Genomic DNA, 14,597 nt, shown 5'->3' on the forward strand with positions numbered 1-14,597 from the left:
TGGCGCTGCGGTCTTCTGCTGTCGTATACCCCCGGAGCCATCGCGGTTCTAGAGGGAAGGAACGACAACACACATGAACCCCTTGCGATGGCTCTTTGAAGCCAGGATTTCCCATGGTCCGGAAACCGAAGCCGCCGAACCGGTTGCTGCCCCATGACCGGGATCGAAAACGTCATGGCGTTCAGCGCCGCCGAAACCGCCGCCATGGACGGAGCGCTCGAAGCAGCCCTGAAGGGTCCTCGCGGGGCGAATCCGCTGGTGGGCGCCGTCGTCATCGATGGTGCCGGCCGCCAGCTGGTGACGGGCTATCACCGCGGCGCCGGCACACCTCACGCGGAAGCGGACGCCATCACACAGGCTGAGGCCGCCGGGCTGGACCTGAGCGGCTGCACAATGGTGATTACGCTGGAACCCTGCGACCACAGCGGCCGCACGGGGCCCTGCACCCAGGCGATCATCCGTGCCGGAATCGCGGAAGTGGTCTACGCCGTCGACGACCCGCATGACCCTGCGGCGGGCGGCGCGGCTACCCTCCGGAACGCCGGGGTGCAGGTCCGCAGCGGACTCGCTGCCGGCGCGTCGTTCGAGTTGAACCGTCAGTGGTTCCTGGGCGTGGCCGCACAACGGCCGTTTGTGACGCTGCACATCGCCCAGACACTGGACAGCCGGATCGCCGCCGAGGACGGCACGAGCCAGTGGATCTCCTCGCCGGAGTCGCTCGCTGACAACCACGGGCTCAGGCGGCGGATTGACGCCATCCTCGTGGGGACCCAGACCGTTCTGGTGGACAACCCCCGGCTGTCAGCCCGGGACGAGTCCGGAGCGACATCGGGCAAGCAGCCGCTGCGTGCCGTGATGGGCCTGCGCGACATTCCGGCCGACGCCGCCGTCCGCGGTGATGACGGTAACGTGCTCCACCTCGCCACGCGGGATCCCCGGGAGGCGCTCTCGCTCCTTTACGCAGAGGGAGTCCGCCACGTCATGGTGGAAGGCGGCTCACGCATCCTCAGTTCATTCCTGGCTGCCGGACTTGTGGACGAACTCATTGTCTACGTTGCCCCCACCCTGCTGGGCTCCGGAACTCCCGCCCTCAACGGACTCGGAATCACCACCCTCGCGGATGCCCGGCACTGGGACTGGGATCCCTGCGACGGCGGCTCCGTCCTGGCTCTGGGCCGGGATCTGAGACTGCACCTCCGACCAGAACCAACCGAAGCTTTTGAACCACAACTATCCCGCACTGCCGCGGAACCAGCCATGGGAGGCTACTGATGTTTACCGGAATTATTGCCGAGCAGGGACAGGTCCTGTCCGTGGAGCGGGACGGCGATGCCAGCGCAACGCTCCGCCTTCGCGCGCCCGGCACCACCGAAGGTCTCGGACTGGGCGGCTCCATCGCTGTCAACGGAGTCTGCCTGACGGCCACCGCAATCGACGGCAAAGAATTCAGTGTTGACGTGATGGGCGAAACCCTCGTCCGCAGCACCATCGGCGAACTTGCCGCCGGTGACCCGGTGAACCTTGAGCGTTGTGTCCCCGCCGGCGGCCGGCTGGACGGCCACGTCGTCCAGGGCCACGTCGACGGCGTCGGGCAGCTGCTGGAGCGCGAGCCGCTCGGCAACTGGGAGCGCCTCCGCTTCGGTGTGCCGGCCAACCTCGCCCGCTATATCGCGGAGAAGGGCTCCATCGCGATAGACGGCGTCTCGCTCACCGTCACGGCAGTCAGCCCGGCCGTGGAGCCGGAGCCCTGGTTCGAAGTGGGGCTGATCCCCACCACGCTGGCGGAGACCGGCCTGGGGGCCAAGAACACCGGCAGCAGGGTCAACCTTGAAGTCGACGTGCTGGCCAAATACACCGAACGGTTGCTGGCATTCAGCACCGGCGCAACCACCGGGGGCGAACGATGAACGCCACCGTCCGGCTGGAACCGGCCGTGGACGCCGGCCCGGTGCCGAGCGCAACCTTCGGACTTGATCCCGTGGAAGATGCCATCCGCGCCATGGCCGCCGGCCGACCCGTGCTGGTGGTGGACAACGAGGACCGCGAAAACGAGGGCGACATCATCTTCGCCGCACAGCATGCCACCCCCGCCCTCATGGGATGGACCATCCGCTACAGCTCCGGCGTCATCTGCGTCCCCCTGCCGGGGGAGCGCGCCGACGCCCTGGCACTGCCGCCAATGGTGGCCGTGAACCAGGATGCGAAGGGCACCGCGTACACCGTTTCCTGCGACGCGGCGGTGGGTGTCAGCACCGGAATCTCCGCCACGGACCGGGCCCTCACGGCCCGTGTCCTCTCAGACCCCGGCGCCGGACCGTCGGCCGTGACCCGGCCCGGGCATATTTTCCCGCTCCGGGCAGTTGACGGAGGAGTGCGGGAACGCCCCGGCCATACCGAAGCGGCCGTGGACCTCTGCCGGCTCGCCGGATTGGAGCCCGTGGGCGTGATCGCCGAGGTTGTGTACGACGACGGTGAAATGATGCGGCTCGACGGGCTGCGCGGATTCGCCGCTGAACATGGGTGCCCCCTGATCTCGATTGAGGATCTGGTGGCTTACCTTGAATCAGGGGTCGGGTCTTCCGCCGACAGTGACACCGGGCCGGACGCCCGGGCGGAGTAGAGGAGTAATGATGACGGCTTCCGGAGTTTCGGACGACAGCCACCAGAACGGCCACCATCAGGGGGCGGCCGGCAATGGCCGGGCCCACCACCCCGTGAGCGGCGGTCCGATTGTGCAGCTGCCCACGGCCTTTGGCGATTTCATTACCCAAGCGTGGACAGACCTGGTCACGGGCGCCGAGCACCTGGCGGTGAGCTCGCCCAACGCGCCCAAGGGTGGCATTGCTCCGCTGGTCAGGTTGCATTCCGAGTGCCTGACCGGCGATGTCTTCGGCTCCTACCGTTGTGACTGCGGCGAACAGCTGGCCTATGCCCTGGAGCTGATCAACGAGTTCGGCGGCACCCTGCTGTACCTGCGCGGGCAGGAAGGCCGGGGGATCGGCCTGGCCAACAAAATCAAGGCCTACGCCCTCCAGGAAGCGGGCTTTGACACCGTGGAGGCCAACGAACAGCTGGGACTGCCGGTGGACGCCCGCTGCTACAAGGCCGCCGCCCAGATCCTGGCCGAGATGGGCCTCCACGAGATCCGGCTCCTGAGCAACAACCCGGACAAAAAGAACAGGCTCGCCAAAGCCGGCGTGAAGGTGGTGGAAATGGTGCCCACCGAGGTGCCGTCCCGCGACCAGAACATCCGCTACCTGCAGACCAAAAAGGACCGCATGGAGCACCGGCTGACGTTGGACACACATATTGTCACGGTGCCGAGCGGCGCCGCCGACGATTTCGACCACGACCAAAACTGAACGGACCAGATTTACGCATGAGCGGACACGGCGCACCAGATATTGACCTCACCACCCTCAACCCTGCGGAAACATCGAAGCTGCGGTTGGCCATTGTGGCAGCTAGCTGGCACACCCAGATCATGGACGGACTGCTGGGCGGTGCCCTGCGCGCCGCCAAAGATGCAGGCATCAGCCAACCCACGGTACTGCGCGTTCCCGGTGCCTTCGAGCTTCCCGTCGCTGCCGCGCGGCTGGCACCGCACTTTGACGCAGTGGTGGCCCTCGGCGTCGTGATCCGTGGCGGTACGCCGCACTTTGAATACGTCTGCCAGGCGGCGACGTCGGGACTGACCGATGTCAGTGTCTCCACCGGCGTGCCGGTGGGCTTCGGCGTGCTGACCTGCGATACGGAGCAGCAGGGACTGGACCGTGCCGGCCTGCCGGGCTCCAGCGAGGACAAGGGCCACGAGGCAGTGACGGCAGCCCTGGCCACCGCAGTGCTCCTCAAGCAGTACAAGTAGCACCGGTTGTTGGCAGCAAGCGGACGGGTGCGGTGTGTGTTCGCTCACATTGCGCCCGTCATGCTGCGGCCCGAAAGGCGCCCCCGGGCCGGCAGCAAGTAGGCTGTAGGGCGTGAAGAATTTCGAGACGCTGTTCGCTGAACTGAGTGAGAAGGCAGCCACCCGCCCGGCAGGCTCCCGCACCGTCGCTGAATTGGAGTCCGGAGTCCACGGCATTGGCAAGAAAGTCGTGGAGGAAGCAGCCGAAGTCTGGATGGCCGCTGAGTACGAATCCGACGAGGCCACGGCCGAGGAAATCTCCCAGCTGCTCTACCACCTGCAGGTTCTGATGCTCGCTAAAGGACTGACCCTGGAAGACGTCTACAAGCATCTGTAGCCACTGCGGCACCCGGCGGCCAACACCTGCCTGCCCGTGCCCTGCGTGGCTCGTTTGCCTGATCCATAGACCTCCCAACCAAGAAAGACCCCCATGCTGCGAGTAGCCGTACCCAACAAGGGCTCCCTGTCCGAAGCCGCCTCCGCCATGCTGTCCGAAGCGGGCTACCGCCAGCGCCGCGACACCCGCGAGCTGGTCATGATGGACCCGGACAACGATATCGAGTTCTTCTTCCTCCGCCCGCGCGACATCGCCGTGTACGTCGGACGCGGAACCCTCGACGTCGGCATCACCGGCCGCGACCTGCTGCTGGACGCCGAGGTGGAGGCCGAGGAGCTGCTGCCCCTGGGCTTCGCTGCGTCCACGTTCCGCTTCGCCGGACCCGTAGGTGACTTCGCCGCCGCGGAAGAGCTGGAAGGCAAGCGCCTCGCCACCAGCTACGACGGGCTGCTCCGCGGCTACCTCGCCGAGCGGGGCATCAACGCCAAGGTAGTCCGGCTTGACGGCGCCGTGGAGTCTTCCGTTCGCCTCGGCGTAGCGGACGCCATCGCCGACGTCGTGGAAACGGGCAACACCCTCAAGGCCGCCGGGATGGAAATCTTCGGCGAGCCCATCCTCAAGTCCGAAGCTGTCCTGATCCGCCGCACCGGCGATGGCGGCGCCGCGAACGGCACGGTCAAGGAGATTGAAGTCCTGATCCGCCGCCTGCAGGGCGTCCTCGTGGCGCGCCAGTACGTGCTGATGGACTACGATATCCGCAAGGAACTCGTGGAACAGGCCGCCGCGCTGACTCCCGGCCTGGAATCGCCCACCGTCTCGCCGCTGCGCGATTCCGACTGGGTGGCTGTCCGGTCCATGGTTCCGAAGAAGGAAACCAACCGGATCATGGATGAGCTCTACGACCTCGGCGCCCGCGCCATCCTGGTCAGCAGCATCCACGCCTGCCGTATCTGAGCGTCCCTCCCGGTTCACGCCGCGCCGCAGAATCCACCCGAGAAGTCCAGGAGTCCCCATGGCTGTAGCTGTACGAGTCATCCCCTGCCTCGATGTCGACGCCGGGCGCGTTGTGAAGGGCATCAACTTCGAGGGGCTCCGCGACGCGGGGGACCCGGTGGGGCTGGCCCACCGCTACGACAATGCGGGCGCCGACGAACTGACGTTCCTGGACGTCACGGCATCCTCCGGGAACCGCGAAACCACCTTCGATGTGGTCCGCCGCACGGCCGAGGAAGTCTTCATCCCCCTGACCGTGGGCGGCGGTGTCCGCGGCGTCGCCGAGGTGGACAAGCTCCTGCGTTTCGGCGCGGACAAGGCCTCCATCAACACGGCCGCCGTTGCCCGGCCGGACGTCATCAACGAAATCAGCCGGCACTTCGGTTCGCAGGTGCTGGTCCTGTCCGTGGACGCCCGCCGGACCCGCCCGGGGTCCCGGCCCACGCCGTCGGGGTTTGAAGTGACCACCCACGGTGGGCGTACGGGTACAGGGATCGACGCCATCGAGTGGGCCAGGGAGGCCGCCGACCGCGGCATCGGCGAAATCCTGCTCAACTCCATCGATGCCGACGGCACGAAGGACGGCTTCGACCTGGAACTGATCCGCATGGTCCGGGCAGCGGTGAAAGTGCCGATCATTGCCTCAGGCGGCGCCGGGGAACCGGCGCATTTCCCGCCTGCCGTTGCCGCAGGAGCGGATGCCGTGCTGGCCGCGTCGATCTTCCACTGGGGACCGGACAACATGATGTCCCAGGTCAAGCAGGCCATCCGCGAAGCGGGCTTCGAAGTCCGTTAGTCCCCATCCGCTCCCTATCCTCGCAAGCTCGGACAGGGAACCCTGCAGGCGTGGGCCCAACAACGCGGGGTCACTTAGCGCCCATAATCCCTTCCGGGATGGGCGCTAAGTGACCCCGCGTTGCTTTAGTTAGAGGCCGACTTCTGCTGACTGCAGCAGGGCGACGGCGTCTGGCTGGCCTTCGAAGGTGACCAAAGCGTGGCGGGTCCGTCCGTGGGCGTGCATGAGCAGTTCGCCGGGCTCACCAACGATCGCCACCGAAACGGGTGCCCGCTTGGCGACGTGCCGCGGCCCGGATGGGCGCACCAGCACAATTCCCAGGTCGACGCCGCGGTAAAGAATGGCTGCCCGTTTGATCAGCTCGTCCCAGAGGGCGTCCGAATAGGCCTCGTCGAGGGCGCGCGGCGCCCAGCGGTCCACGGCCCGGCGGATGTCCTCGGTGTGGACGAAATATTCGATCAGGTTGGAGCTCTCGTCCAATGCCTTGATGTTCATGGGGGAGAGCGCCGGCGGGCCGCCGCGGAAGGTGTTCACCAGGCCGGTGTAGTCGTCAGAAGTTTTCAGCTTCGCCGCGAGCCTGGCGGTGGCCTTGTCAGAAGCCTTGGACAGGCTCTTGATGATGAGGCCCAGCCCCACGGCCGCCTTGCGTTCGCGCAGGTAAAGGTGCGCGGCAAGGTCCCTGGTGCGCCAGCCTCGGCAGAGGGTAGGGGCATCAGGACCGGCCGCCAGCAGGGTTTCGGCCAGGACTTCTCGGGATGGTTCGACGAAATGCATCACTTGTGAAACTAGCACGAGAGCAGCGAAGTTGGGCAGCAGAACCGCCAGCCGGGGGTGCCCTTGTTCACACACTGGTTATATGCCCGCTTGTGCATACTCAGAGGCCGCTGATCAGGCACTAGACTTGGTCTGATGTCTGAGCAGCCCGCCTTCGCCCCCGTCATTGTCCCGGCCCCCGCCACAAGCCCGCTTCCGCCCGCAGTCGCGGACGCATTGAAGCGTGACGGCGCCGGACTCGTGGCCGCCGTCGTACAGCAGTTCGATACGAACGAAGTGCTGATGCTGGGCTGGATGGACGACGAAGCACTGCACCGCACCATGACCAGCGGCCGGGTTACGTTCTATTCCCGCTCCCGCCAGGAGTATTGGCGCAAGGGAGACACCTCCGGCCACGTCCAGTGGGTCAAATCCGTTGCTGCGGACTGCGACGGCGATGCCCTCCTGATCCGCGTAGACCAGGTCGGCGCGGCATGCCACACCGGCACCCGGACCTGCTTCGACGGCAGGGACCTGGAAGTCCAGACCGGCGAGGCACTCTGATCCATGGCCCATGGGCACATGACCGCCCCGCGGACACACACTTTTTGGCAGCAGAAACTCGCGCCGTTCCACACCCGGCGGCAGTCACGAGGCGACACAAGAACAGGCGGCGAAGCATAGCCATGCAGGACCTTGGAATCATCAGCCCGGGCCTCGAGGAGTTCCGCGAACTCGCCGGCAACAGCCGGGTCATCCCCGTCACGCTCAAAGTGCTGGCGGACGCGGAAACCCCTATCGGCCTCTACCGGAAGCTGGCCCAAGGCCAGCCCGGCACGTTCCTGATGGAGTCCGCGGCGGTTGGTGGCACGTGGTCGCGGTATTCCTTCATCGGCGCGAAGTCCCGGGCAACCCTGACCACCAGGAACGGCCAGGCGCACTGGCTGGGCCAGCCACCTGCGGGCGTCCCCCTGGACGGCAACCCCGTGGACGCCATCCGCGACACCATCGAAGCACTGCGGACCAGCAGGTTTGACGGCCTGCCGCCCTTCACCTCCGGACTCGTCGGCTTCCTGGGCTGGGAGACTGTCCGCCACTGGGAACGGCTGACCAGCCCGCCGGAGGATGACCTCCACCTGCCCGAGATGGCGCTGAACCTGGTCACCGACATGGCAGTGCACGACAACCATGACGGCACCGTGCTGCTGATCGCCAACGCCATCAACTTCGATGGAAGCTCCGACCGTGTGGACGAGGCCTGGGCAGATGCCGTAGCACGTGTCAAGGCCCTCCTCACCCGGATCAGCACGCCCGTGGCCCAGCCGGTCTCCGTCCTGGAACCCGCCGCCCTGGATTTCGCCGCCAGCGTCGAAGAACGGTGGGACGAACCCTCCTACCTGGCCGCCCTTGACCGCGGCAAGGAAGCCATTGTGGACGGCGAAGTGTTCCAGGTGGTGATTTCACGCCGCTTCGAGATGGAGTGCGGGGCCTCCCCGCTTGACGTGTACCGGGTCCTGCGGAACACCAACCCCAGTCCGTACATGTACATCTTCAGCCTCGAGGACGCCGACGGGCGGGAGTACTCGATCGTGGGGTCCTCGCCCGAGGCTCTGGTGACGGTGACCGGCGAGGAAGTCATCACCCACCCGATCGCCGGTTCACGGCCCCGCGGCAAAACCGTGGAGGGAGACAAAGCCCTCGCCGAGGAACTGCTGGCCGACCAGAAGGAACGCGCCGAACACCTGATGCTCGTGGACCTGTCCCGCAACGATCTGTCCAAGGTCTGCGTCGCGGGAACCGTGGACGTCACCCAGTTTATGGAGGTGGAGCGCTTCAGCCACATCATGCACCTGGTCTCCACCGTGGTGGGCAAGCTGTCCCCGGCCGCCAACGCCTACGACGTCCTGAAAGCGACCTTCCCCGCGGGCACCCTGTCCGGTGCCCCGAAGCCCCGGGCACTGCGCCTGCTGGACGAGCTTGAACCGCACCGCCGCGGCATCTACGGCGGGGTGGTGGGCTACCTCGACTTCGCCGGCGACATGGATATGGCCATTGCCATCCGCTCGGCCCTTCTCCGCGAAGGACGCGCCTATGTCCAGGCCGGCGGAGGCATCGTGGCGGACTCGGTGAACCCCACAGAAGCGCTGGAGACCGTGAACAAGGCGGCCGCTCCACTCCGGGCCGTGCACACCGCCGGATCGTTGCACAACATTGCGGCGGAATCGCTCCCCGGCACCTCTCAGACCAGCGACGCCGGCACCCCCTCCGGTGAAAGCCAGGGCGGCGAATGACGCCGGCCTGGGCCAGGAAATCCACGCTGGTACTGCTGATTGCCGTCCTTGCCCTGGCCGTGTTCGGAGCCACCACCCAGACCTGGATCACTGTCAGCCTGGACGCCAACCAGATGGGCCAGGCCGCGGGGGACCAGAACACCCTTCCGGTCCAGGGCAGCAAAGCCGCCACTGCGGTGACAGCCCTGGCCGTCGTTGCCCTGGCAGGAGGACTGGCAGCATCCATCGCCGGAAAATTCGCGCGGTGGGTCATCACCGCCCTCATCATATTGGCCTCCGTAGGCATCATCGCTGCGGCCGCCACCGTGCTGGCTGACCCGCTGGGCGCCGCGCAGGGTTCGATCGCCGCTGCCACCGGGGTCACGGGCGGCCACGCGGACGTGGCTATTACCGCCTTCCCTGTCCTCGCCGTCGTCGCCGGTGCCCTGCTGGCGCTGGCCGCCCTGCTGATCATCCCCGCTGGCCGGCACTGGAAGTCGCGGACCAAATATGACGCGGCCACCTATGGGGCGCCCGCCGCCAGCGCGGCGGCCGCCACCGGTCCTGTGGACGAGATCGACAGCTGGGACCGGCTCTCGCGCGGCGACGACCCCACCTGAACCCCGCTCGCAGCTAAAGCCGTGCAGCCCGCTAAAACCTGAGCCCGGTCTGCCGATGGGCAGGTCGCGGCCAAAAAATGGCAGAATGTAAGCAGTATTCATCCCGAGGAGATTCACATGAGCAAAGCACCCGCTTCCGTATCGAGATCAGGCACCCGGACCGTTGCCCCCGGCGTCGTTGACCACAGCCAGGAACTTGGCCACGGCAACAGCCCCGCGGCTTGGACCTGCGTGATCGTTATGCTGGTCGGCGCCCTCATTGCGTCCATCGCCTTTGTCATTGCCAACACCCCCATCTTCATCGCGGGCGCGGCCGTGATGGTCCTCGGCCTCATCCTTGGCTACATCATGCGCAAGGCCGGCTACGGTGTCGAAGGCAGCAAGCTGAAGAGCTCCGGCCACTGATGGCGACTGTTCTCGATGACATCAATGCCGGTGTCAGGGAGGATATGGAGGCCAGGAAGCGTCTCGTTCCGCTGGCGGAACTGAAGGACGTGGCTGCGGCCGCGGCACCCGCCCGGGACGCCTGGGCGGCCCTCGGCGGCACCGCCGTGCAGCGGGACCAGCTGAAGGTCATCGCGGAAATCAAGCGGCGCAGCCCGTCCAAGGGTGACCTCGCCACAATTGTGGATCCGGCATCGCTGGCAGAGCAGTACGCCGACGGCGGCGCAGCCGTGATCAGCGTCCTCACCGAACAGCGGCGCTTCAACGGTTCCCTTGCGGACCTGGACGCCGTGCGTGCCCGCGTGGACATTCCGCTGCTCCGCAAGGACTTCACGCTCGACGAGTACCAGGTCTGGGAGGCCCGCGCCCACGGCGCGGACCTGATCCTGCTCATCGTGGCGTCGCTCTCCGACAGCGAGCTCCGGGACTTCAGCGCGCTCAGCCGCGAACTCGGCATGAACGTGCTGGTGGAGACGCACACGGAAGCGGAAATCGAACGGGCAGTGGCGGCTGAGGCGCGCATCATCGGCGTCAACGTGCGCAACCTGAAGACGCTCGACGTCGACCGTTCAGTTTTCGCCTCCCTCGCCGGACTGATTCCGGCCGAAGCGCTGGTCATCGCCGAATCCGGTGTGCGCGGCGTGGACGACGTGACGCACTACGCCGCCAACGGTGCCAACGCCATCCTGGTGGGCGAGGCCCTGGTCAGCGACGCAACGCCGCGGGACCGGATCGCCGAATTCTCGGCAGCCGGCGCTGCCGCCATCGCCGCCCGGGCCTAGTCCGGGCACCCGCCGGCCCTGGCGCCGACGGCACAACACTTCCGAACGATCAACTGGAACAGGACGGTGAGACTGATGGTTGACGCACCCTCAGAAAACGCTGACAACAACGCTGCGGATGCTTTCCTGCAGGGCGGCTCGCTGAAGCACGCCCCCGGGCCATACTTCGGCGGCTACGGCGGGCGCTGGATGCCGGAATCGCTCATCGCCGCCCTGGACGAGCTCGAAGACACCTTTGAAAAGGCCAAGGCAGATCCCGACTTCCTGGCCCAGCTCGCCGACCTGAACAAGAACTACTCCGGCCGCCCCTCGCTGCTGACCGAAGCCAAGCGGTTTTCCGAGCACGCCGGCGGCGCACGGATCTTCCTCAAGCGGGAAGATCTCAACCACACCGGATCCCACAAGATCAACAACGTCCTGGGCCAGGCCCTGCTCGCCAAGCGCATGGGTAAGACCCGCGTCATCGCCGAGACCGGTGCCGGGCAGCACGGTGTTGCCAGCGCCACCGCCGCCGCGCTCCTTGGCCTGGAATGCGTTGTGTACATGGGCGCCGAAGACTGCCGCCGGCAGGCGCTGAATGTCGCCCGGATGCAGCTGCTGGGCGCCACCGTGGTGCCGGTGGTGAACGGTTCGCAGACCCTCAAGGACGCCATCAACGATGCCCTCCGGGACTGGGTCAGCAACGTGGACAACACGCACTACCTGCTGGGCACCGCCGCCGGGGCGCACCCGTTCCCGGCCATGGTCCGTTTCTTCCACGAGGTCATCGGCGAGGAAGCCCGCGCCCAGATCCTGGAGCAGACCGGCAAACTGCCCGACGCCGTCTGCGCCTGCATCGGCGGCGGTTCCAACGCAATCGGCATCTTCCACGGATTCCTGGATGATCCGTCCGTGAAGATCTACGGCTTTGAAGCCGGCGGCGACGGCGTGGACACCGGCCGGCACGCAGCCACGATCACCCTTGGCAAGCCCGGCGTCCTGCACGGCGCACGCTCCTACCTCATGCAGGACGACGACGGCCAGACCATCGAGTCGCACTCGATTTCGGCAGGCCTGGACTACCCGGGTGTTGGCCCGGAGCACGCCTATCTGGCCGATATTGGACGCGTCAGCTATGAGCCCATCACCGACAGCGAAGCAATGGATGCGTTCAAGCTGCTGTGCCGGACGGAGGGAATCATTCCCGCCATCGAGTCCTCACACGCCCTCGCGGGTGCCATCAAGGTTGGCAAGCGCCTCACCGAAGGCACTGCCAACCCGTCCGAAACGGTGATTATCGTGAACCTTTCCGGCCGCGGAGACAAGGACGTTGAGACCGCCGCTGAATGGTTTGACATGCTCGATGAGGAGGGCAAGGTTAAGGGCACCAACCTGTCCACCCGTAAGCCCAAGGGCCCTGCCGACCGGGCAGAGACTGAAGCCGTGCCCACCACAGCCGCTCCTGCCGGCAGCGCCGCGGACAACAACGAGGACAAGAACTGATGACTGAACAGACGGCCAGCAAGTCCGCCGCTGCCATCGACCGAGCACGGGACGCCGGACGCTCAGCGCTCGTCTGCTATCTTCCTGCCGGGTACCCGGACGTCCAGGCCACCATCGACGCCGGCATTGCCATGGCGAAAAACGGTGCCGACCTGATCGAAATCGGTATTCCCTACTCGGATCCGGTCATGGACGGCCCGGTCATCCAGGCCGCCACCACCGAGGCGATAGCCAACGGATTCCGGGTCGAAAGCGTCTTTGACGTGGTCGCCGGCATCACGGCAGCCACAGACGTCGCCGTGCTGGTGATGACCTACTGGAACCCCGTGGTCCGGCTGGGTGTGGACGAGTTCTCCCGCCGGCTGGCCGAGGCCGGGGGAGCAGGGCTCATCACGCCCGACCTCATCCCGGACGAAGCATCGGAATGGTTCGCTGCGTCGGACAAGTACGGACTGGACCGCGTGTTCCTCGTGGCGCCGTCCTCCACCCCCGAACGCCTGGCCATGACGGTCAAGGCAAGCAGGGGCTTTGTGTACGCGGTCTCCATCATGGGCGTGACGGGTACCCGCCAGGCCGTCAGCAGCAGCGCAGAGAAGCTCGTCGCCGACACGCATGCCGCCGGTGCCGAACGCGTGTGCGTGGGACTCGGTGTCTCCAACGCCAGCCACGTCCGCGAGATCGCAGCGTACGCGGACGGTGTCATCGTGGGCACCGCGCTCGTTGCTGCCATCCGCGACGGGGGAGTAGCCGCCGTCGCGGACCTCACCCGGGACCTGAGCGCCGGACTCGCCAGGGAAGAAGCCTAACCACCATGCAGATCCTCCTTCAGGCCGCCGCCCTGGTGCCGGCCAGCATCCCCAGCCCGGACTGGTCCGGCTTCGACATCCCGCTGCCGTGGGGGACTCTGCGGATCCACGCTTATGCCCTGTGCATCCTCGCCGGGATCATCGCCGGCCTGTGGCTCACGTCCGTCAGGTGGGCCCGCCGCGGTGCGCCTGAAGGCAGCGTCTGGGACATCGTCATCTGGGCTATTCCTTTTGGCATCATCGGCGGCCGGCTCTATCACGTGGTTTCTTCGCCGGACGCCTACTTCGGGCCCGGCTTCGACGGGACCGGGGACCTGGGGCTCATCCCGCAGATCCAGCGCGGCGGCCTCGGAATCTGGGGTGCCGTGGTGCTGGGCGTCCTGGGCGCCTGGATCGGCTGCCGCCGATCCGGCGTGAAACTCACCGCCTTCCTGGACGCCGCGGCGCCCGGACTGCTGCTGGCCCAGGCCATTGGCCGATGGGGAAACTACTTCAACCAGGAACTCTTCGGCGGGCCCACCACCCTGCCGTGGGGCCTGCAGATTGATGCGGACAACGCCAACTTCCCCGCCGGTATGCCGGCGGATACACTTTTCCACCCCACATTTCTGTATGAGTCGCTCTGGAACGTGGCCGGCGTGCTCATCCTGTTGGCACTGGACCGCCGATTCAACTTCCGCCGTGCCCGGCTCTTCTGGATCTACGCCATGTACTACACACTGGGCCGGGTCTGGATCGAAGCGATGCGGATCGACGATGCCGAACAGATCAACCTCTTCGGCATCACCACAAGGCTCAACGTCTGGACCAGCATTTTTGTCTTTGTGGCAGCACTTATCGTGTTCGTCCTCCTGGGATTGAAAGGCCGCCCGGAACCGGACACACCGTTCCTGGCGGGCCGTGAACCGGCAGCAGACGATGCCATGGACGCCTCGGGAGCAGTCAAGGCACCGGTCCGCGATGCGGACTCTTCTGTCTCAGATAGTGAATCGCGTGATAATCTCCCAGATAACCAAAATGGTGCCCGGATCCCTTCCGCCCCAACGGAAGAGGAACCGGCATTCCGGGACGGCGACCAGCCAATTCCGGAATCGCCGGTAACCGGAACTTCCGGCCACAAGGCAACGGAATCCGCGCCGGAGGCAGGCACGAGCAAGTAGTACGCCAGCACGGCAGGGTAGCAGAGTCAACACTCGGAGCGCCCACACACCACAGCGTCGTGGCAATAGGGCCCATCCGGTCGGCAGACAGCAGCTGGCCGGTCAAGCCCGGGTCAGGGACCTGCGTAACTGTTCAGTCAGCAGGCCGGTCTGGCCTACAATTTCCTGTAAATAACACTTTGTTGTGCCCATCACAGAGGCGCTGACGAGTGGGGCCAACGGTGTCCCTTCCATACGCACGATCAGGAGG

General features: G+C 66.2%; 17 protein-coding genes. 16 read left to right on the forward strand and 1 reads right to left on the reverse strand.

Translation table 11 applies throughout. The features are described 5' to 3' along the window. Positions 1 to 153: 153 nt before the first annotated feature. From ribD to hisF, 8 genes are all read left to right on the forward strand, one after another. Complete coding sequence (ribD, locus tag FYJ92_RS07685; RefSeq protein WP_185263313.1) at positions 154 to 1,272, forward strand: bifunctional diaminohydroxyphosphoribosylaminopyrimidine deaminase/5-amino-6-(5-phosphoribosylamino)uracil reductase RibD; 1,119 nt, start codon at positions 154 to 156, stop codon at positions 1,270 to 1,272. Further along, positions 1,272 to 1,907: a riboflavin synthase gene (locus FYJ92_RS07690; RefSeq protein ID WP_185263314.1), complete on the forward strand. Its 636-nt coding sequence runs from the start codon at positions 1,272 to 1,274 to the stop codon at positions 1,905 to 1,907. The genes ribD and FYJ92_RS07690 overlap by 1 nt, the downstream gene beginning before the upstream one ends. Further along, positions 1,904 to 2,620, forward strand: a complete 717-nt coding sequence (gene ribB / locus FYJ92_RS07695; protein ID WP_185263315.1) for a 3,4-dihydroxy-2-butanone-4-phosphate synthase — start codon at positions 1,904 to 1,906, stop codon at positions 2,618 to 2,620. The genes FYJ92_RS07690 and ribB overlap by 4 nt, the downstream gene beginning before the upstream one ends. A 10-nt stretch (positions 2,621 to 2,630) precedes the next feature. Further along, positions 2,631 to 3,362 carry a GTP cyclohydrolase II gene (gene ribA, locus FYJ92_RS07700; protein ID WP_185263316.1) on the forward strand — a complete coding sequence of 244 codons (732 nt, stop codon included), beginning with the start codon at positions 2,631 to 2,633 and terminating at the stop codon, positions 3,360 to 3,362. A 17-nt stretch (positions 3,363 to 3,379) separates the two neighbouring features. Then, the gene (gene ribH / locus FYJ92_RS07705; protein WP_185263317.1) at positions 3,380 to 3,865 is read left to right on the forward strand and encodes a 6,7-dimethyl-8-ribityllumazine synthase; all 486 of its coding nucleotides are present in this window, start codon (positions 3,380 to 3,382) and stop codon (positions 3,863 to 3,865) included. A 112-nt stretch (positions 3,866 to 3,977) separates the two neighbouring features. Further along, positions 3,978 to 4,241, forward strand: coding sequence for a phosphoribosyl-ATP diphosphatase (locus tag FYJ92_RS07710; RefSeq protein ID WP_056345618.1), 264 nt, complete (start codon positions 3,978 to 3,980; stop codon positions 4,239 to 4,241). Positions 4,242 to 4,334: 93 nt separating this feature from the next. Continuing rightward, positions 4,335 to 5,195 carry an ATP phosphoribosyltransferase gene (gene hisG / locus FYJ92_RS07715; protein ID WP_104061999.1) on the forward strand — a complete coding sequence of 287 codons (861 nt, stop codon included), beginning with the start codon at positions 4,335 to 4,337 and terminating at the stop codon, positions 5,193 to 5,195. A 58-nt stretch (positions 5,196 to 5,253) separates the two neighbouring features. Beyond that, on the forward strand, positions 5,254 to 6,030 hold the full coding sequence (hisF, locus tag FYJ92_RS07720) for an imidazole glycerol phosphate synthase subunit HisF (RefSeq protein WP_185263318.1): 777 nt from the start codon (positions 5,254 to 5,256) through the stop codon (positions 6,028 to 6,030). A gap of 129 nt (positions 6,031 to 6,159) precedes the next feature. On the opposite strand, the gene FYJ92_RS07725 is transcribed toward hisF, so the two are convergent. Continuing rightward, positions 6,160 to 6,804: a TIGR03085 family metal-binding protein gene (locus FYJ92_RS07725; protein WP_185263719.1), complete on the reverse strand. Its 645-nt coding sequence runs from the start codon at positions 6,802 to 6,804 to the stop codon at positions 6,160 to 6,162. 135 nt (positions 6,805 to 6,939) lie between these two features. Between FYJ92_RS07725 and hisI the strand changes: the two genes are divergently transcribed. From hisI to lgt, 8 genes are all read left to right on the forward strand, one after another. After that, entirely contained in the window at positions 6,940 to 7,347 is a 408-nt protein-coding gene (hisI, locus tag FYJ92_RS07730; protein ID WP_185263319.1) for a phosphoribosyl-AMP cyclohydrolase, read from the forward strand. Positions 7,348 to 7,469: 122 nt separating this feature from the next. After that, a complete protein-coding gene (locus tag FYJ92_RS07735; RefSeq protein ID WP_185263320.1) occupies positions 7,470 to 9,074 on the forward strand; it encodes an anthranilate synthase component I in 1,605 nt (534 codons plus the stop codon). Then, positions 9,071 to 9,673, forward strand: a complete 603-nt coding sequence (locus FYJ92_RS07740) for a Trp biosynthesis-associated membrane protein (protein WP_185263321.1) — start codon at positions 9,071 to 9,073, stop codon at positions 9,671 to 9,673. Before FYJ92_RS07735 ends, FYJ92_RS07740 begins: the two co-directional genes overlap by 4 nt. A 117-nt stretch (positions 9,674 to 9,790) precedes the next feature. Beyond that, complete coding sequence (locus FYJ92_RS07745) at positions 9,791 to 10,078, forward strand: HGxxPAAW family protein (RefSeq protein ID WP_185263322.1); 288 nt, start codon at positions 9,791 to 9,793, stop codon at positions 10,076 to 10,078. Continuing rightward, positions 10,078 to 10,899, forward strand: coding sequence for an indole-3-glycerol phosphate synthase TrpC (trpC, locus tag FYJ92_RS07750; RefSeq protein ID WP_185263323.1), 822 nt, complete (start codon positions 10,078 to 10,080; stop codon positions 10,897 to 10,899). Before FYJ92_RS07745 ends, trpC begins: the two co-directional genes overlap by 1 nt. A 75-nt stretch (positions 10,900 to 10,974) precedes the next feature. Further along, positions 10,975 to 12,381: a tryptophan synthase subunit beta gene (gene trpB / locus FYJ92_RS07755; protein WP_227007452.1), complete on the forward strand. Its 1,407-nt coding sequence runs from the start codon at positions 10,975 to 10,977 to the stop codon at positions 12,379 to 12,381. Beyond that, positions 12,381 to 13,187, forward strand: coding sequence for a tryptophan synthase subunit alpha (gene trpA / locus FYJ92_RS07760; protein WP_185263324.1), 807 nt, complete (start codon positions 12,381 to 12,383; stop codon positions 13,185 to 13,187). Before trpB ends, trpA begins: the two co-directional genes overlap by 1 nt. A gap of 5 nt (positions 13,188 to 13,192) precedes the next feature. After that, positions 13,193 to 14,347, forward strand: a complete 1,155-nt coding sequence (gene lgt / locus FYJ92_RS07765; RefSeq protein ID WP_185263325.1) for a prolipoprotein diacylglyceryl transferase — start codon at positions 13,193 to 13,195, stop codon at positions 14,345 to 14,347. Positions 14,348 to 14,597: the final 250 nt, after the last annotated feature.

Origin of the sequence: Pseudarthrobacter sp. NBSH8 (genome assembly GCF_014217545.1) — a bacterium.
Lineage (GTDB): Bacteria > Actinomycetota > Actinomycetes > Actinomycetales > Micrococcaceae > Arthrobacter.